Origin of the sequence: Murimonas intestini (genome assembly GCF_024622195.1) — a bacterium.
In the GTDB taxonomy this organism is placed as follows: domain Bacteria; phylum Bacillota; class Clostridia; order Lachnospirales; family Lachnospiraceae; genus Murimonas; species Murimonas intestini.
This window is the reverse complement of the sequence record NZ_JANKBI010000027.1, coordinates 1-19198: the sequence shown is the minus strand read 5'-3', so window position 1 is coordinate 19198 and position 19198 is coordinate 1. Positions and strand designations below refer to the sequence as shown.

Sequence of the window (19198 nt, the reverse complement as noted above, 5' to 3'; positions counted from 1 at the left end):
TTTATGGTCCTGCAGGTTTTTTGCGTATATGGATAACAGCAGATTATACAGGAGGAAGATAAATTGGAACAGACATTTCAGACGTTAGAGTTTGACAAAATAAAAGATATATTGGAAGAATACGCTTACACGAAGGCTGCCAGGGAGAAAATCAGAGAGCTTGTGCCATATCTTGAGGAGAGTAAATTGCGTCACAGCTTAAAAGAGACAACGCAGGCAAGAGAAATATTGGATAAATTCGGAATGCCCCCATTTACAAGCATGGAGGGAATGGAAGAAATCCTTATTACGGCCTGCCAGGGCGGCTGTCTGCAGCCGGAGCAGCTGGAAGAAGTGGAAATATCCCTGACGGGAGTGAGCAGGATGAAAGACTTTCTGAACAGATGCAAGGTGCTGGAACAGGGACTGCCGTACTATGAAGAAAATATGCAGAGTATGGATGATCTTCGTGAAGAAATCGCCATGAAGATCAGAGGGGGCAGAGTAGATGATTTTGCCAGTCCGCTGCTTAAGAGCCTGCGTCAGGAGATAGATCGTATGGAAACTAAAGTGAGGGAAAAAGCTGAGGGGATCCTGCGGAATAATAAAGGGAACTGCTCAGACCAATTTGTGACAATGAGAAACGGACATCTGTGCCTTCCGGTAAAAAAGGAATGCAGGAGCCGTATCCAGGGAAGCCTGGTAGATAAATCTTCTACAGGGCAGACGCTGTTCATTGAACCGCAGGCTGTGGCACAGCTTACAGCGGAATTAATGTCAATGAGACTGGAAGAGGAAAATGAGGAGAGAAGGATACTATACGAGCTGACAGATATGGTTGCAGAGCAGGATGAGGTTTTCCGCCAAAATATCAGAGTGCTGGAGAAGATGGATTTTATATTTGCTAAAGGCCGTCTGAGTTTTGATATGGATGCTGTTGAACCTGAGATTAACACAGATCAGAGAATCCGTATTATGAATGGCCGGCATCCGTTCATAGAAAAAGATAAATGCGTCCCTCTCAATTTCCGGATCGGTGATGAAGTCAGGGGAGTCATTATAACAGGACCTAATACGGGTGGAAAGACCGTGGCAATTAAGACAGTGGGTCTGCTGGGGATTATGGCACAGTGCGGACTTCATGTGCCATGTGAAGAGGGTGATTTTACCATGAACAGTCAGGTGCTCTGTGACATTGGTGATGGGCAGAATATTACAGCTAATCTCTCCACATTCTCGGCCCATATCACAAATGTGCTTGAAATCCTTAAAAAAGCAGGAAAAGAGAGCCTTGTGATCATGGATGAGCTGGGTTCCGGGACAGACCCGGCAGAGGGGATGGGCATTGCGGTAGCTATACTGGAAGAACTAAGGCACAGTGGCTGCCTGTTCCTGGTAACCACCCATTATCCGGAAGTTAAGACATACGGGGAGAAGGCTGATAATGTGATGAATGCCAGGATGGCTTTTGACAAAGAGTCTCTGCGTCCATTATACAGGCTTGAAATAGGAGAATCAGGGGAGAGCTGTGCCTTTTATATTGCCAGACATCTAGGCATGCCAGAGCGAATGCTGGAGATTGCCAGAATAGCTGCGTATGGCAGGGCGGAGCAGACAGATATGGCAGCAGATGCCGCCAGGATAGGAGAAATAACCTCAGTGAGGGAAAACAATGTGAAGAAGCAGACAGGTCCTAAGATCCAAAAACATAAGCCGGCTTCCATGAAAGGGGCGCTTCTCACTCAGGAATACCAGATTGGCGATTGTGTGATGGTATATCCTGATAAGAAACTGGGAATCGTGTGCTCTAAAGTAAATGATAAAGGAGCTCTTCAGATACAGCTGCAGAAAAAGAAGATCTGGATCAGCCATAAAAGGGTTAAAATGCATGTAAAGGCAGAAGAACTTTATCCTGAGGATTACGACTTTTCTATTATTTTTGACACAGTAGCGAACAGAAAGGCAAGACATAAGATGGAGAAAAGCTACAGACCTGATCTGGAAACAAATTATGCGGCCGGGGAGGCACAAGACTATCACTGACAGCGTGTATTATTATTTCTAACCCATTTATATCCTGCATATACTACAACAGAGTATATGCGAGGAGTTTTTTGAGATGGAAGAGAAAGAAGAAAAAATCTATCCATACAGAGGGATTGGGATCCTTGCCCTGTGCGCTCTGCTTGTATTTGCCGGGATATACCGATTTGGAGAGACGGCTCTTCAGACAAGCAGCACTGTGGGAAACAGAGAATTGCCAATTTACAGCGTGGACACGCAAAAGAAACAGGTAGCGCTTTCATTTGATGCGGCCTGGGGAAATGAGGACACCCAGAGGATACTTGATATTCTGGCCAGTCATAACCTGCATGTAACTTTTTTCATGACAGGAGGCTGGGTTGAATCATATCCGGAGGATGTTAAGAAAATACAGGCAGCAGGCCATGATCTGGGAAATCACAGCGAAAACCACAAGAATATGAGCCAGCTTTCAGCAAAAGAATGCGAGGAAGAGATTATGAAGGTCCATGACCGTGTGAAAGAACTGACAGGTGTGAGCATGCAGCTGTTCAGGCCGCCCTATGGTGACTATGATAATAAGCTGATAAAAACATCATACTCCTGCGGATATTTCCCCATTCAGTGGTCCGTGGACAGTCTCGATTGGAAAGATTATGGCGTTGACAGTATTATCAGCACTGTACTTCAAAATAAAGATCTGACAAATGGCAGCATCATACTTATGCATAACGGGGCAAAGTATACGGCAGACGCCTTAGAGTCAGTAATCACAGGCCTGGAAACCCAGGGATACGAAATAGTCCCTATTTCACAGTTGATCTATAAAGAAAATTTCCATATGGATGGGACTGGGAAGCAGATAAGAGATTAAATTGCTGTTTAGCTGATTAGGGGCGGGAGAGTTCGTGGTTCAGTCCGAACCGCTGCGTCGTGAAACTCTAAGGCCCCGAAGACTGCTTGAAACGCAAAAGGCGGCCGGAAACTCGGTGCGTTTGTCGATACAAACGCCCCTCAGACAGCTCCGGCCTTGAGCGCAAGCGTTCACTTTTTTTGTAAGTCCCCCTCCTAATGTCGGCGGACGGTATGACCGCTCCCCTTCCTGATGGCTCACTTCCTTCCGCACAAAGCGTCCTGTTACTCCCCTAAACAGCAACCCCCTTAAGAAAACCTAAACCCATTCTTAAGACATCCACACTTGAGATTCTGTCTGTTTGGTAGTATAATTTATAAGATTACATGAAAAATTCACTTAAGTTTATATATAATATAAAAATCACTTGAGTAACAGTCAACAAAGGAGATTTGACAAAATGCACCGTGACAGCAGAGGCAGGAACAGCTGGAAAAAGCACCTGAATTACATATTGGCGGCAGCAATGATAGCAGGGTCTGTGCCTCAGCAGGTATATGCTGCCGATGCAGATACTCAGATTACTTCCAGCCAGGGGGGCACGGAAGCTCCTGTGGAGGAGCCGGCGCAGGTTCCTACAGAGGCGCCTACAGAAGCCCCCACAGAACCACATACTGAGGCTCCGACAGAAGCACCGACGGAGGCACCCACTGAGAAACCAACAGAGGCCGGTACAGAGGCACCTACGGAAACTAATACAGAAAAACAGACAGAAGGCACGGAAGCGCCGACTGAGAAGGAAACAGAAAAAGAATCAGAAAAGCTGACTGAAAAAGAAACAGAAAAGAATTCAGAAAAGCCGACAGAGAAGGAAACGGAAAAGAATTCAGAGAAGCCAACTGAGAAAGAAACGGAAAAGAATTCGGAGAAGCAGACTGAGAAGGATTCAGATAAAGAATCAGAGAAGGATACAGAGGGCGGAAGGGAAACTGAAAATGAGTCTGAAGGTGAGTCGGAATCTGAGCTAGAGTCGGAATCAGAGTCTGAGGGGGAATCTGAGAGCGAATCAGAATCTGAGACAGATAAAGATAAAAAGGATAAGGATAAAAAGAAAGAAAAGGAAAATATCAAGCCGGAGCATGAAGGGGATAAGTCCGAGGATCATTCGGATAAGGCACCTGCGCCTGCTGTAAACGTGATAGCAGGGACGGGAATCTATGTGGGTGAACTGCAAAGTACATATGCGCTTGATTTTTCAGCTGATTTTAAGGATGTGATGGACAGGATAGAGGCCTATTACAGGCAGTATCTGGACAGGCCGGAGGAGTTTACGGCGAAAAACTGGCAGGATGTGCTGGCTCTTTACGTAGTTGAATACAGGCAGCAGAATCCTGACGGGATTATCACCATGAATGGCGACTCGGAAAAACTTCTTAAAAAATGTTTCTTTATGATGAATCCGAAAAACACTTCAACAATGGCCGGGAATCTGCGTCAGGCAGTGCCGGGTATTGATGTGGGGCAGGAGGTCTTTTCAATTTCAGCAGAAGATTATATTAAGCTTTTTGGGCTTGACGGAGATCCTTCAGCAGTTTTAAAGACCGTGAACAGTGTGGTACAGTCGGGAAGTAATATGTCAGCTGAAGAGGCACAGGCAGCAGCCGTGAGAAACAATGAAGCGGCGGCAATGCTGCGTAAATATTCGTCAGTGGACTGCGGTGTATTATGTGCTGTTGTGTCACAGGCCCCGGGGATCATCCGCGGGACGCTTGGAAATGATATTTCCCGGGAGAGGGCAGCTATTGTGACTGCGGCTTACAGTCTGGTGGGAAAAGTAGGTTATTTCTGGGGAGGTAAATCCTATGCTAAGGGTTGGGATCCGCTATGGGGAAGCCCAATGATGGTCAGCGCAGCAGGGAGCCAGTCTTCAGGGACCCTGAGGGGATATGGCCTTGACTGCAGCGGTTATGTACTCTGGGCATTCTTTAATGGAATTGACGGAGATGCAGGAATAGGAGGCCATACTACAACTCAGTGGAATGCTTCGGCTATGGTGGAGCAGGCAAATGCCCGGCCGGGAGATCTGGTATTTTATAATGCACCTGACGGGACTGACAATAACCATGTAGGCATTGTCATAGGCAAAAAATCAGATGGAAGTCTGCTGGTAGCACACTGTTCCTCCAGCCAGAACGGAGTAGTTGTGGGCGAGGCGTGGTCGTCAGGATTCAGGTATGTGAGAACCCCTGTGGCACTCCCGTAAGGAGGTGCATTGTGCTGTGATACATAAACATTCATTGCTGTATAAATATATAGTAATATGAATGAGATAGGTCACGCAGTAAACAGGGATATTCAAAACCTGGATTAAAATATGGGATGAAAGAATAAATAAAATTAAAAAGAATTAAAAGAATTTAAAAGATAACAGTATTGACAAATTAAAATTTCCCTGTTAATATCTCTGTTAGAGCAAGGGCGTTCTTAGTAGCATAAGAACGCCCATTTTTAATTTCATTGGAAAATTTGCTCCCTGTGGAATTAAAACTACCGGAGAATGCGCAGCTGTATGCGGGAAGCGCAGCTGTGTGTGCGGAGCAGATGATGCGTAAAAAAATAGGAACTTTAGTGTGTGAGGCATGCTTTTGTTCTTTGTATTAGGAGGAAAACTATATGAAGTATACGAAACAGGACATTATGCGTCTGGCGGAGGAAGAAGATGTGGAATTTATCAGACTCCAGTTTACGGATATGTTCGGCAACCTGAAAAATATGGCAATTACCTTTAGCCAGCTGGAAAAGGCTCTTGATAACAAGTGCATGTTTGACGGCTCTTCTATTGAAGGATTTGACGGATTGGGTGAAGCAGATATGTACCTGTATCCTGACCTGGATACAATGGCTATCTTTCCATGGAGACCGCAGCAGGGAAAGGTGGCTCGTATGATCTGTGATATTCACCGGTCAAATGGGGAATCCTTTGAAGGAGATCCAAGATTTATTTTGAAAAAAGTGATAAAAGAAGCGGCAGATATGGGATACACCTTTGATGTGGGACCTGAATGTGAATTTTTCCTGTATCACACAGATGATAATGGCCAGCCGACAACCATTACTCATGAGAAAGCCGGTTATTTTGATTTAGGACCAATGGATCTGGGAGAGAATGCGAGGCGTGACATGGTGCTTACCCTGGAAGAAATGGGATTTGAAGTAGAAGCCTCTTACCACGAGACGGCTCCGGCACAGCATGAAATTGATTTCAGATATAATGAGGCTCTTGATACGGCAGATAACATTATGACCTTTAAGCTGGCTGTGAAGACAATAGCAAAACGTCATGGCCTCCATGCTACTTTTATGCCAAAGCCAAAATCAGGGATCAATGGGTCGGGGATGCACACTAATATGTCCCTCTCAAAAAATGGGAAAAATGTATTTTATGATGAAAAAGATCCTCTTGGACTCAGCCAGGAAGCATATTATTTTATTGGCGGGCTGATGAAGCATATTAAAGGGATGACGGCAATTACAAATCCTCTTGTTAATTCTTATAAGAGACTTGTTCCGGGATACGAGGCTCCTGTCTATATTGCGTGGTCAGCTGTGAACAGAAGTCCTCTGATCAGGATACCATCGGGCCGTGAAGAAAGCACAAGGATAGAACTGCGATGTCCAGATTCTGCCAGCAATCCGTATCTTGTCCTTGCAGTCTGCCTGGCGGCCGGAATGGACGGCATCAGGAATAAAATAACTCCTCCGGCGGGAATAGATAAAAATATTTTTGCTATGACTGCTGAGGAGAGAGTAAAGGAAGGTATTCAGACTCTTCCTGACAACCTTTCAAAAGCTGTTGAGGAGATGGAAAAGGACGGGCTGATACGCCAGGTTTTAGGAGAGCGTATGTTTGAAGCATATACCCGTGCTAAAAAAGAAGAATGGGCACAGTACTCCCAGCAGGTTTCTGAGTGGGAGACCCAGCAGTACCTGTACAGGATCTGATCTGCAGCCAAAAGTTATTTTAAACGGATATGTGTATGTGACTGAGAAGTTACTGAACAGTTAATAAATATTTATACGGGAGGTGTTCAGGTGGTAAGCATTGTGGTTGTCTTTCCAAGGCAGGAAGATGCCAGGAATATACGGAATCTTCTGATGCGCAGCGGCTATGATGTAGCCGGCATATGCACCAGCGGAGCTCAGGCCCTTCAGATTATAGACGGCCTGGATGACGGTATCGTTGTCTGCGGATACAAGTTTTCCGACATGCTTTATTCAGAATTAGCTGACTGCCTCCCTCCGCGTTTTGAGATGCTGCTGGTGGCATCCGCCCATGTACTCTGCGACTGCAGAGATAATGATATTGTCTGCCTGGAGCTTCCGCTGAAGGTACATGACTTTGTGAACACCCTGGAAATGATGGCAGGGAATCTGCTTCGGAGCAGAAAAAAGGCAAAGCTGAAGCCAAAAGGACGCAGCGAGGAAGAGAAAAAAGTGATCGACAGTGCAAAGAAGCTGCTGATGGAGAGAAATAACATGACAGAGGAGGAAGCACACCGGTATATTCAGAAATGCAGTATGGACAGCGGCCGCAACCTGCTTGAAACTGCCAGGATGGTATTCAGCCTGATGAAGTTCTAAAACTATGTAACTGTTCGTAACTATACAGCAGGCTTGTGCATATAACTGTGAAGGTGCTGAACAGTTACGGCTGTTCTATTATAAATATATGAGGAGGAGCTATATGAAATTTACCAAGATGCAGGGAATAGGGAATGACTACGTATATGTCAACTGCTTTGAGGAAACAGTGGAAGATCCGGGAGAGACAGCCATCCGGGTCAGCAACCGGCATTTTGGAATCGGGTCGGATGGACTTATACTAATAAAACCTTCAGATAAAGCTGATTTTATGATGGATATGTACAATGCGGACGGGTCACAGGGAGCCATGTGCGGAAACGGTATCCGCTGTGTTGCAAAATATGTGTATGATAAAGGAATGACAGATAAGACAGAGATCAGTATTGAGACAAAGAGCGGAATAAAATTTATTAAGCTTACTACTGCAGACGGCAGAGCAGAGCTGGCCCAGGTAAATATGGGAGCTCCAGTGCTGAAGGCGGAGAAGATCCCTGCCGTATCAAATTCCATGGAGATAATCGGCGAGCCTATTGAGATAGACGGTGAGTTATATCATATGACGTGTGTTTCCATGGGGAATCCCCATGCGGTAGTATACGTAGAAGATGTGAAGAAGGTACAGATAGAGAGGACGGGGCCTTTATTTGAAAATCATCCATTCTTTCCGGACAGGGTCAACACGGAATTTGTACATGTGATAGATGAAAATACCATTGAGATGCGGGTGTGGGAGAGAGGTTCAGGAGAGACTCTGGCCTGCGGAACAGGTGCATGTGCATCTGCCGTGGCTTCAATATTGAATGGATATACAAAAGATGAAGTAACTGTAAAGCTTCTGGGGGGCGATCTTAAGATACGCTGGGATAAAAAAGAAAATCTCGTATATATGACAGGACCTGCAGAAATAGTTTTTGAAGGAGAGATTACATGTTTAAAATAAATGAAAATTATTTAAAACTTCCGGGAAGCTACCTCTTTTCTACAATCGGAAAAAAAGTAGCGGCTTATCAGGAGAAGAATCCTGACAGAAAAATCATTAGGCTGGGTATCGGGGATGTGACGCAGCCCCTTGCACCTGCAGTTATTGAAGCGCTTCACAATGCTGTGGATGAGATGGGAGACTCTGCAACTTTCCATGGATATGCGCCGGATTTGGGATACGAATTTTTAAGGAAGGCAATTGCCGTCAACGATTATGCGCAGAGAGGATGTGATATACAGCCGGATGAGATCTTTGTGTCAGATGGGGCAAAATGTGATTCGGGAAATATTCAGGAAATATTCAGCATTGATAATAAGATAGCAGTCTGTGACCCTGTCTACCCGGTGTATGTAGATACGAATGTGATGGCAGGCCGTACCGGGACATATGATTCTGTGAAAGAGATGTGGAGCGATGTTATTTATATGCCTTGTACGCAGGAAAATGGGTTTGTTCCGGAGCTGCCGGAAGCGGCGCCTGATATTATTTATCTGTGCTTTCCTAATAATCCAACGGGTTCCACTATAACGAAGTCAGGCCTTCAGGCATGGGTGGACTATGCCAACAGGACCGGAGCTGTCATTATTTATGATGCGGCATATGAGGCCTACATTTCAGAAAAGGATGTGCCTCATTCAATTTATGAATGTGAGGGAGCCAGAACCTGTGCTATAGAATTGCGCAGTTTTTCAAAAAATGCAGGTTTTACGGGCGTGCGTCTGGGCTTCACTGTAGTGCCCAGGGATCTGAAAGCGGGGGATGTCCCGCTCCATGACCTGTGGGCCAGACGGCACGGGACAAAATACAACGGAGCGCCCTATATTGTTCAGCGCGCCGGGGAGGCCGTATACTCTGACGCAGGGAAAACCCAGTTAAAAGAGCAGGTTGCCTATTATATGAAGAATGCCAAGATCATCCTGGAAGGGCTGAAAAAAGCAGGTTACAGTGTTTCAGGAGGCGTTAACGCTCCTTATATCTGGCTGAAGACTCCGGGCAGTATGACTTCATGGGAATTTTTTGATCATCTGCTCTTTAAAGCCGGTGTTGTTGGCACGCCGGGAGCAGGATTTGGTCCCAGCGGAGAAGGCTATTTCAGGCTGACTGCATTTGGAAGCCATGAGAATACAATTGAGGCGATCGAGAGAATTAAAAAGCTTGGGTAATAGTATCCTCGGGCTTTCCGGGCAGAAGGTCATCTGAACCGCCGGCGCCTGATTTTACTTTTTTGAAATTTTTTATGGATGCTGAGGAGGACATCAGGCTGAGTGATACCTGTGCAGGGATATAGAACATCCATATGAGGAAGGTGGAGTTTTTTATCCAGCCGGACAATGCGGATGCAAGGGCCGGTATATAGTCTGCCAGGTTAAAAATTCCTACATGCAGATCGCATAACAGAAGCAGGATGAGCCCCATAGCCATCCAGGGCGAGTTTTTTTTAAAAGCGCTGCGGATATTTCCTGACAGAAGGCTGACATAAATGAGAGAGAGCAGCAGTTCTGCGTCTACAGGCAGAGGGTAAAAGACGTTTATTATAAAGACAGGGAGCAGGAAAAGGAAAGCATACCGCAGGGCAGATGAGATCCTGCGTTTCAGAAGCAGGAAATAACTCAGCTGGGCAAGGCAGAAAAGAAGGATGCCGGCTATATAAAAATCCGTAAAAATCAGAAAGTAATCTGCGCACAGAGAAAACAGTAAAGCGGCATTTAGAAAAAAGCAGCCTTCGTGAAATATGTCTGATTCGAGAAGCCAGGATAATGCATAGAGAAAGCATAAAAAAATGGAAGCCAGGCATAAAAGCGGGGACACTGGCAGGGGAAGGAAAGCTCTCTGCATATTAATAAGTATAACTATATAGAGAATAGCTTCGGCGTTGAGGAATAAACGTGTTCTCGAAGGCATAAGAAACTCCTTTTCAGGTACTTAATATTAAAACAATATTAAGCATTTCCAGAAAAGGAGTTATTTATTCCCAATCAGATGGATCAATGTTATAATGAGCAGTAAATACATTTGAGATAGAAGCCTGCATGCAGGCTGCATAGAGGAGGCATTAAATGTATGAATTAAAAATAGAAGATTTTAATCTGGATCAGATCATGGGATCAGGACAGTGTTTTAGATGGAAGGATGCCGGGAATGGAAGGATTTCCATTACAGCTTATGGAAAATATATGGAGGCTGTGCAGAAGGGGGATGTATTTGTTTTTTCCTGCGGCGAAGATGAATTTAAAAATGTCTGGGCAGAGTATTTTGATATGGGAACAGACTATGGCAGGATCAAGGAGACTGCTGACAGTTCAGATACATATCTGCAGGAGGCTATCCGGTTTGGCAGCGGAATAAGGATATTAAGGCAGGAATTGTGGGAAATGCTGGTAAGTTTTATTATCAGCCAGAATAATAATATTCCTAGGATCCGTAAAAATATAGAAGCAATCTGTGAAAAATACGGCGAAGAGATAATAGGAAGAGGGATTGACGGACAAATCCGAAGGGCGTATGCGTTCCCTGAGCCTAAAATACTTGCAGCAGCTAAAACTGCTGGGCTTGAAGGGCTGGGACTGGGATACAGGGATAAGTACATAGAGGCAGTTTCCCTCTGGTGGATGGAGCAGGGCTTTAGTGACAGCCGCCAGGCAGCCGGATGGCTGCTGGAGGAAGGGTATGAAGGCGCTGTTTCAAAGCTTCTTCAGATCAAGGGGATAGGAAGAAAAGTGGCTGATTGTGTCTGCCTCTTTGGGCTGCACTGTGTAGAGGCGTTTCCAATGGATACACATATGAAGAAGATAGAAAGGGAGCATTACAGAAGCGGATTTCCTTTAGAGAAATATAATGGATGTGCAGGCATCATGCAGCAGTATCTGTTTTATTATGATCTGGCAGGGGAGAGCGGGGCGCTTGAATCTGCAGCAGCCAGAGAGTGATCTGCGGGCTGGCCTGAAATTGCATATAGGAAAATTTTTGATATTCTGCATATTTATGGACATGCCGCCATAAAATATAATAGGATAACTGTTCAGTACCTTCACAGTTACGAAATTTAAATTAATAATATCAGGAGGTTTGGCATGGCAAGAGGTCAGAGAAGGAGTATTGATACACAGATAGAGATGCTGGATGCGCAGATAGAAAAAGCGCAGAAAAAACTGGAGGATCTGCTGGAGCAGAAAGAAAATCTGGAAAACCAGAAAAGAGAAGAGGAAATCGGAAAACTTTATGATATGATGATGGCTTCAGAAAGAAGCTTTGATGAAGTAGAACAGTTTCTTCTCGGACCGTCATCTGAGAGCAGTATAGCCTGAAATGAGGAAAGACTGCCAGAATATGGGCGTTTGTACCGGCTTTCGTGGAATATCATATTTGGTATTTCAGAAAAGCCGGTATTTTTTTTGACATAGGGAATACCAGCCTTGTTTTTTAGACAGTCCTGTGCTATGGTTTTATTAAGCGGCCGCGGTACGCCGGACAAAAAAGGAGGACATATATGGGCAGAAAACTGTACTTTAACGGTGATATACTGACGATGGAGAAGGAACTGTACGCTGAAGCTGTACTGGAAGAAGACGGACGGATCCTGGCTGTCGGAAAGCTGGAAGACTGGATGAAAGAGGATGCTAAGCTGATAGATCTGCAGGGCAGAACAATGATGCCGGCATTTATCGATCCCCACAGCCATTTCACCGGTTATGCTACCGCCATGCTTCAGGTGTCTCTTGATGATGCCTCAAGCTTTGAAGAAATCAGGGAAAAGATACAGGATTTTATCATACAGAACAAGATAAAGCCAGGCGAGTGGATACAGGCAAGAGGATATGACCATAACCGGCTTAGTGAAAAAAAGCATCCTGACAGAGTGCTGCTTGATGAGGCGGCTCCAGACAATCCGCTGGTGATAAGTCATCAGTCAGGCCACATGGGGGTCTTCAATTCCCGGGGGCTTGCCGGCATAGGAGTGGATGAGGACACGGAATGCCCTCCGGGTGGGGTGATTGGCACAAGCGGCGGAAGGCTCACAGGATATATGGAAGAGACAGCCTTTGTAAAATACCAGCAGATGCTGCCCATGCCCTCAATGGACAGCCTGATGAATGCCTATCTGAAAGCCCAGGATAAATATGCCAGCTATGGGATCACCACTGTCCAGGAAGGCATGATGATGGAGCAGATGGGAGGCCTGTATGCATATTTGCTGGAAAAGGATATTCTGAAACTGGATGTGGTAGCTTACGCGGACATCAGAAAGCCTGAAAAGCTGGTTGAAGAATTTGCTTCCTGTTTTGGCAAATATAACAGACATTTTAAAATGGGCGGATATAAGATCATGCTGGATGGTTCGCCTCAGGGTCATACAGCGTGGATGAAAAAACCATATCTAAATGGAAAAAATGGTGAAAAAGGGTACCCTGTCTATACGGATAAAGAACTGGAGGATAAAATACGTATGGCTTACAGGCAGAGGAGACAGATCATTGTCCACTGCAATGGAGATGCGGCAAGTGAACAGTTCATCCGTGTATATAAGAAGGTGGCTGAGTCAGAAGGCAGATATGACGCCCGTCCGGTGATTATCCACGCCCAGCTTATGGACGAAGGGCAGATGGAGCAGGCTGGCCGGCTTTCTATGATACCATCATTTTTTATAGCACACATCTGGTACTGGGGAGATATCCACATAGAGAGCTTTGGAAAAGAGCGGGCTGACAGGATCAGCATGGCTGGAACAGCGTTGAAGGATGGTTTGATTTTTACATTCCATCAAGATGCGCCTGTAATAAATGCGGACATGCTGGAGACGGTCTGGTGTGCAGTCAACAGGATTACAAAAAACGGTGTTATCCTGGGGAGTGAAGAACGTATCGGAGTGCTGGACGCTTTGAAAGCTGTGACGGTCAACGCGGCTTACCAGTATTTCGAGGAGGATGTAAAAGGAAGCATCCGCACAGGCAAATATGCTGATTTTGTGATCCTGGACAAAAATCCTGTTAAGGCAGAACCCATGGAAATCAGAGATATTGCTGTTTTAGAGACAATCAAGGAAGGAAAGAGTATCTGGAAAAAAGCATAGGTGCGGTCAAACAACGCACAAGGGGGAAACAGTATGAAATTAGATTACAAAAGAACTTTTTTTATCGGGCTGGCTTTTATGTCTATAAGCGCTTTCTGGCAGATGTATGACAGTATTATACCGCTGATTCTTCAAAACACCTTTCATTTGAAGGAAACGCTGACAGGAACTATCATGGCGGCTGACAATGTACTTGCTGTATTTTTGCTGCCGCTGCTGGGGACTCTCTCTGATAAGGTGGACACCAGGCTGGGCAAGAGGATGCCTTTTATAATAGGAGGAACAGCTGCGGCAGTGTGTTCCATGATGCTGCTGCCTCTGGCGGATTATAAAGTGAGCTTTGGGCTTTTCGCAGTGGCGCTGGGAGTTACGCTGCTGTCTATGGGCCTGTACCGCTCACCGTCCGTAGCCCTGATGCCTGACCTTACTCCAAAACCTCTCAGGAGCAAGGCAAATGCCGTCATCAATCTGATGGGGGCGGTTGGAGGGATCTATTCTCTGATCCTGATCAGCACTCTTGTGGGAAAAGGTGAACGGCCCAGTTATTTGCCTGTGTTTGCAGGGGTTGCATTTCTGATGGCGGCAGCAGTGGTTCTGCTTGTTATTACTGTTAAGGAGAAGAAGGTTGCAGCGGAGATTGCAGAGAAGTATCCCCAGGAGGATGAGGAATATGAAGCAACAGGAGGAAAACTGCCCTCTGATGTTAAAAAGAGCCTCATTTTCCTTCTGGCTTCTATCTTTCTGTGGTTTACAGCTTATAATGCTGTCACGACAGCTTTTTCAAGATATGCCACAACTGTCTGGAAGCTGGAAGGCGGCGGGTTTGCCAACTGTCTCATGGTAGCTACTGTTGCTGCCATACTCAGTTATATTCCTATCGGCATTGTATCCAGCCATATAGGGCGAAAGAAAAGTATTCTGATAGGGATCGTTATGATGACGGCATGTTATCTGGGAGCGGCATTTTTTACGGTCTATCATCCTGTGATCAATATTGGGTTTGCCCTGATTGGGGTAGGCTGGGCAGCTATCAGTGTAAATTCTCTGCCTATGGTGGTTGAAATGTGCAAAGGCAGCGATATCGGTAAATATACAGGGTTATATTATACGTTTTCTATGGCAGCCCAGATCGTAACGCCTGTCCTGTCAGGATTTTTCCTGCAGCATATATCTTACAGGACATTATTCCCGTATGCCTGTATTTTTTCTGTGCTGGCGTTTTTTACCATGTCCATGGTGAAGCATGGGGATTCAAAGCCGGAGAAAAAGGCAAGCGCTTTAGAAAATTTTGATGTAGATGATTAAAATTTGGAGGAATACATATGACAGCAGTGTGGATCGCAGCAGGAGTTATTTTGCTGGCAGTTATCTTATATTTTATTGCAATTATGCCAAGAATAAAGGGAAGGCCGGATTACAGCATGCTCTATGGGCAGTATTATGCCCACAGGGGGCTGCATGACAATAAGTCAGAGGCTCCTGAAAATTCTATGGCAGCGTTTAAAAATGCGGTGGAAAATGGATATGGCATAGAACTTGATGTTCAGCTGACAAAGGATGAGCTTCCTGTAGTCTGCCATGATTTTTCACTGAAGAGGAACTGTGGGGCTGAGGGGAAGGTAAGCGACTATACCTATGAGGAACTGAAAAAATTCAATCTGTTTGATTCAGGGGAGCATATCCCTCTGTTTCAGGATGTGCTGAATCTTGTTGACGGCAGGGTGCCGATCATTGTTGAAATTAAGATGGAAAGTACAAGCTGCAGGGTATGTGAGATCGCAGATGAGCTTTTGAGAGCCTACAGTGGAAAATACTGTGTGGAATCATTTCATCCCTTTGCTGTGAGATGGTACAAAAAAAACAGGCCCGGGGTAATAAGAGGGCAGCTGTCCAGCCATTTTGGAAAGGAAGGAAATACGAATTTTTTTATGTGGCTGGTTCAGAATCTTCTTACAGATTTCTGGACAAAGCCAGATTTTATAGCGTATAACTGGCAGTATGAGAGCGTGGCTGCAAGAAGGCTGTGCAGGAAGTTTTATCATTGCCTGTCTGTTGCATGGACAGTCAAAAGCCAGGAGCAGCTGGATAAGAGCAGAGAGAAGTTTGATTTATTTATTTTTGAAGGATTTATACCAAAAGACTGACGGAGGAAATGATTTTGGAGAAAGAGACTAGATATTTACAGAACAGGCTGCTGCCTGATTCTGCGGCACCCCTTTTTTCACAGGCCAAAAAATTTGAGGAGCTTATGATGGTCTATTCCTGTGCGATAAGGGAGGTAAGGACTAAGCTGGAAGTGCTTAATGATGAGCTTTCGGTGAGATATAACAGAAACCCTATTGAATTTATTAAGACAAGAGTGAAAAAGCCAGTAAGCATTGCGAAAAAGCTGGAACAAAGAGGATTTGAGGTAAGCATTGAGTCTGTTCAGAATAATCTGAACGATGTGGCGGGTGTGAGAGTCATCTGCTGCTTTATAGATGATATCTATGATGTGGCAAGATGGCTTGCAAAACAGGATGATATCAAGCTTCTGGAGGTCAAAGATTATATACGCCATCCTAAGCCAAATGGCTACAGAAGTCTTCATTTGATAGTAGAGATACCGGTATTTTTTTCAGAGGGAAAAAAGAAGATGAAGGTGGAAGTACAGATAAGGACAATCGCCATGGATTTCTGGGCCAGTCTGGAACACCAGCTCCGCTATAAGAAAGATCTGCACGATATAGAGGACAGCGAAGCGATCGGTGAAGAGCTCAGGCAGTGTGCGGAGACTATAGCCAAAACGGATATACAGATGCAGAGTATCCGTGAAAAAATAGGAGTTTTCACAGAACTAACATAATTTACTGCTATACTGGTGCCAGAATGAACAGTGGAGGTAAAGAGTGATGGATAAATTAAAAGTACTGGTTGTGGATGACGAGAGCAGAATGCGAAAACTCGTAAAAGATTTTCTTGTTAAAAAGGACTTTGATGTTATAGAGGCAGGTGACGGGGAAGAGGCTATTGATATTTTTTTCCGGGCAAAAGATATTGCTCTTATTATCCTTGATGTAATGATGCCCAAGATGGATGGGTGGCAGGTATGCCGGGAAGTACGCCAGCATTCCAAAGTCCCTATTATCATGCTCACTGCCAAGAGTGATGAGAGAGATGAATTGCTGGGATTTGAGCTGGGTGTGGATGAATACATATCGAAGCCCTTCAGCCCGAAGATACTGGTTGCGAGAGTGGAAGCCATACTGCGCAGAAGTAATGCAATATCTACGGAGGATATAATGACTGCCGGAACAATTCAGCTGAATAAGGCAGCACATCAGGTACTTGTCAATGGCGGCGCCATAGAGCTGAGTTATAAGGAATTTGAACTTCTGGCTTATTTTATGGAGAACCAGGGGATTGCACTGTCACGTGAGAAGATATTAAACAGCGTGTGGAATTATGATTACTTTGGAGATGCAAGGACGATCGATACACACGTCAAAAAACTGAGAAGCAAACTGGGCAAAGATGCTGACTATATCAAGACCATTTGGGGAATGGGATACAAGTTCGAAGTGGAATGACACGGGGTGAAGGCATGAAATATTCCATTAAAACACAGCTGATAGGCATTTTTACCGGATTGATGGCAATAGTGCTGTTATCAACCTGGATGATAAATAACTTCTTTATGGAGAGCTATTATATAGTTAAGAAAGAAAAGCTTCTTATAGATACGTATAGTATACTCAGCGAGGCCAGTCTTACCGATGACTACGAGGGAGAGTCATTCGGAGAAAAGGTCAGGGTATCCTGCGGTGAGAACAGCATCCTGCTGCTGATCGTGAATAATCAATATAAGAAAATGTACAGAAACTTCTATTCAGAGGGGGAAGCAGGCATAATGGCCGGAAGGCTGTTCGGGTATTTCATGGGTATTGATACTACTAAATCTGATGTATTAAAAGTAGGCGACGGCTATGTGGTGCAGAAGATAACAGATCCGAACACAGCTTCTGACTATCTGGAAAGCTGGGGAACACTTGCATCAGGGGATTATTTTATGATGAGGATACCGATTGAAAGCATACGTGAAAGTGTCAGGATATCGAATGAATTTCTTGCTTATATCAGTATATTTGTCATGCTGCTGTGCGCGCTTGTCATCTGGTGGCTGTCTAAGAAGATAGCCAAGCCTTTGTCTGAACTGACAGACCTGTCAAAGAAAATGGCTGATCTGGATTTTGACGCAAAGTATACAAGCGGAGGAAAGAATGAGATAGGGCAGCTGGGGGAAAATTTCAACATGATGTCTGAAGTCTTGGAAAAAACATTTTCAGAGCTGAAGACTGCTAATAATGAACTCCAGAATGACATCGAGAAAAAAATCCAGATAGATGAAATGAGGAAAGATTTCCTTTCCAATGTATCTCATGAATTGAAGACACCTATTGCGCTGATCCAGGGGTATGCGGAAGGTCTGAAGGAAGGCATCAATGATGATGAGGAGAGCCGGAACTTTTATTGTGAAGTAATCATGGATGAAGCTTCTAAGATGAACAATATGGTTAAGAAACTTCTGACTCTGAATCAGCTGGAATTTGGAAATGACGCAGTTATAATGGAAAGGTTTGATATATCTGCGCTTGTACAGGGAGTGATCCAATCAGCTTCCCTTCTTGCCCAGCAAAAAGGAGCGCGAATTATATTTACGAATACTGGAAGTATAGATGTCTGGGCAGATGAGTTCAAGATTGAGGAGGTTGTGACTAATTATATCAGCAATGCCCTGAACCATGTGGCTGGAGATATGGTGATAGAAATTAAAATCAATAAACTTCTGTCTGAAAAAAAGGTTAGGGTAACTGTATTCAACACAGGTCTTCCGATTCCCAGGGAGGATCTTGACAAGATCTGGATCAAATTCTATAAAGTAGATAAAGCCAGGACAAGGGAGTACGGAGGAAGCGGCATTGGGCTTTCTATTGTAAAGGCGATCATGGATTCCATGAATCAGAAATGCGGAGTCATAAATTATGATAATGGTGTGGAATTCTGGTTTGAGCTGGAAGCAGATGAGACAGCAAATTCTGTTTCCGAACAGCAAGAAAAGGAGTGGTAATGGACAGTTACCAAAAGGAGCAGTTAAAATGAACAGTAATACAGTTATATGTGCCTGCAATGGTGTAACGGCCGGACAGATAGAAAAAGCTGTGCAGAGCGGGGCAAGGACATTTGAGGATGTTCAGCAGATGCTGCACATTGGCAGGCAGTGCATCAAGTGCAGGGACATGGCAGAGTTTTTGATTGAAGGCTTTGCAGAAGAGCAAAATACGCACGAAAACGCCTTGCGGGACAGTGACGTGTGAATAGTAACTAGGCGGCCATATGGCCGCCCGAAAAAAATGAAAAAAGTTGTTGACATTTGTCGGGACAGATGATATTATATCAAAGTCGCCTGAAGCGAGGGCGACACAAACAAAAAGAGAAATAAAAAAAGTTAAAAAAGTTGTTGACAAACATCGAAAGATGCGATAAAATATAAAAGCTGTCAGAGAGACAACAACAAAGAAACAAAATAGAGAAACACAAAGAACCTTGATAATTGAATAGTGAGACAACCTTGAAAATTCAAGAGAAAATTCAAGAACAGATGGAACGGAAG

Annotated in this window: 17 protein-coding genes; 16 read left to right on the top strand and 1 reads right to left on the bottom strand. The window is 44.6% G+C overall.

The genetic code is table 11. From position 1 onward, the window contains the following. Positions 1-63 precede the first annotated feature (63 nt). The 7 genes from NSB28_RS23775 (at position 64) to NSB28_RS23745 (ending at position 9643) form a co-directional block, all read left to right on the top strand. Positions 64-2022 (top strand): endonuclease MutS2, encoded by a 1959-nt coding sequence (locus tag NSB28_RS23775; protein ID WP_109748832.1) that lies wholly within the window; start codon positions 64-66, stop codon positions 2020-2022. Positions 2023-2098: 76 nt separating this feature from the next. Next, positions 2099-2875, top strand: coding sequence for a polysaccharide deacetylase family protein (locus tag NSB28_RS23770; RefSeq protein WP_109748833.1), 777 nt, complete (start codon positions 2099-2101; stop codon positions 2873-2875). 439 nt (positions 2876-3314) lie between these two features. Continuing rightward, the gene (locus NSB28_RS24765; protein WP_109748834.1) at positions 3315-5117 is read left to right on the top strand and encodes an NlpC/P60 family protein; all 1803 of its coding nucleotides are present in this window, start codon (positions 3315-3317) and stop codon (positions 5115-5117) included. A 410-nt stretch (positions 5118-5527) separates the two neighbouring features. Then, complete coding sequence (gene glnA / locus NSB28_RS23760; protein WP_109748835.1) at positions 5528-6856, top strand: type I glutamate--ammonia ligase; 1329 nt, start codon at positions 5528-5530, stop codon at positions 6854-6856. 90 nt (positions 6857-6946) lie between these two features. Next, positions 6947-7495: an ANTAR domain-containing response regulator gene (locus NSB28_RS23755; RefSeq protein ID WP_109748836.1), complete on the top strand. Its 549-nt coding sequence runs from the start codon at positions 6947-6949 to the stop codon at positions 7493-7495. Positions 7496-7598: 103 nt separating this feature from the next. Next, positions 7599-8438, top strand: a complete 840-nt coding sequence (gene dapF / locus NSB28_RS23750; protein ID WP_109748837.1) for a diaminopimelate epimerase — start codon at positions 7599-7601, stop codon at positions 8436-8438. Continuing rightward, positions 8426-9643, top strand: coding sequence for an LL-diaminopimelate aminotransferase (locus NSB28_RS23745; protein WP_109748838.1), 1218 nt, complete (start codon positions 8426-8428; stop codon positions 9641-9643). Before dapF ends, NSB28_RS23745 begins: the two co-directional genes overlap by 13 nt. On the opposite strand, the gene NSB28_RS23740 is transcribed toward NSB28_RS23745, so the two are convergent. Next, positions 9627-10382: a hypothetical protein gene (locus NSB28_RS23740; RefSeq protein WP_109748839.1), complete on the bottom strand. Its 756-nt coding sequence runs from the start codon at positions 10380-10382 to the stop codon at positions 9627-9629. The two genes, NSB28_RS23745 and NSB28_RS23740, sit on opposite strands and share 17 nt — an antisense overlap. A 155-nt stretch (positions 10383-10537) precedes the next feature. On the opposite strand from NSB28_RS23740, the gene NSB28_RS23735 reads away from it, so the two are divergent. The 9 genes from NSB28_RS23735 to NSB28_RS23695 all read left to right on the top strand — a co-directional run bounded on the left by NSB28_RS23735 (position 10538) and on the right by NSB28_RS23695 (position 18902). Then, entirely contained in the window at positions 10538-11407 is an 870-nt protein-coding gene (locus tag NSB28_RS23735) for a DNA-3-methyladenine glycosylase family protein (protein ID WP_109748840.1), read from the top strand. Between the two features lie 144 nt (positions 11408-11551). Next, complete coding sequence (locus tag NSB28_RS23730; protein ID WP_109748841.1) at positions 11552-11785, top strand: hypothetical protein; 234 nt, start codon at positions 11552-11554, stop codon at positions 11783-11785. A gap of 182 nt (positions 11786-11967) precedes the next feature. After that, positions 11968-13548 carry an amidohydrolase gene (locus tag NSB28_RS23725; RefSeq protein WP_109748842.1) on the top strand — a complete coding sequence of 527 codons (1581 nt, stop codon included), beginning with the start codon at positions 11968-11970 and terminating at the stop codon, positions 13546-13548. Positions 13549-13581: 33 nt separating this feature from the next. Then, positions 13582-14853, top strand: coding sequence for an MFS transporter (locus NSB28_RS23720; RefSeq protein WP_109748843.1), 1272 nt, complete (start codon positions 13582-13584; stop codon positions 14851-14853). Between the two features lie 17 nt (positions 14854-14870). Continuing rightward, entirely contained in the window at positions 14871-15692 is an 822-nt protein-coding gene (locus NSB28_RS23715; protein ID WP_109748844.1) for a glycerophosphodiester phosphodiesterase family protein, read from the top strand. Positions 15693-15700: 8 nt separating this feature from the next. After that, positions 15701-16393 carry a GTP pyrophosphokinase gene (locus NSB28_RS23710; RefSeq protein WP_109748845.1) on the top strand — a complete coding sequence of 231 codons (693 nt, stop codon included), beginning with the start codon at positions 15701-15703 and terminating at the stop codon, positions 16391-16393. A 46-nt stretch (positions 16394-16439) separates the two neighbouring features. Further along, positions 16440-17117 carry a response regulator transcription factor gene (locus NSB28_RS23705; RefSeq protein ID WP_109748846.1) on the top strand — a complete coding sequence of 226 codons (678 nt, stop codon included), beginning with the start codon at positions 16440-16442 and terminating at the stop codon, positions 17115-17117. Positions 17118-17131: 14 nt separating this feature from the next. After that, positions 17132-18655, top strand: coding sequence for a sensor histidine kinase (locus tag NSB28_RS23700; RefSeq protein ID WP_109748848.1), 1524 nt, complete (start codon positions 17132-17134; stop codon positions 18653-18655). A 28-nt stretch (positions 18656-18683) separates the two neighbouring features. Continuing rightward, on the top strand, positions 18684-18902 hold the full coding sequence (locus NSB28_RS23695) for a (2Fe-2S)-binding protein (RefSeq protein ID WP_109748847.1): 219 nt from the start codon (positions 18684-18686) through the stop codon (positions 18900-18902). Positions 18903-19198: the final 296 nt, after the last annotated feature.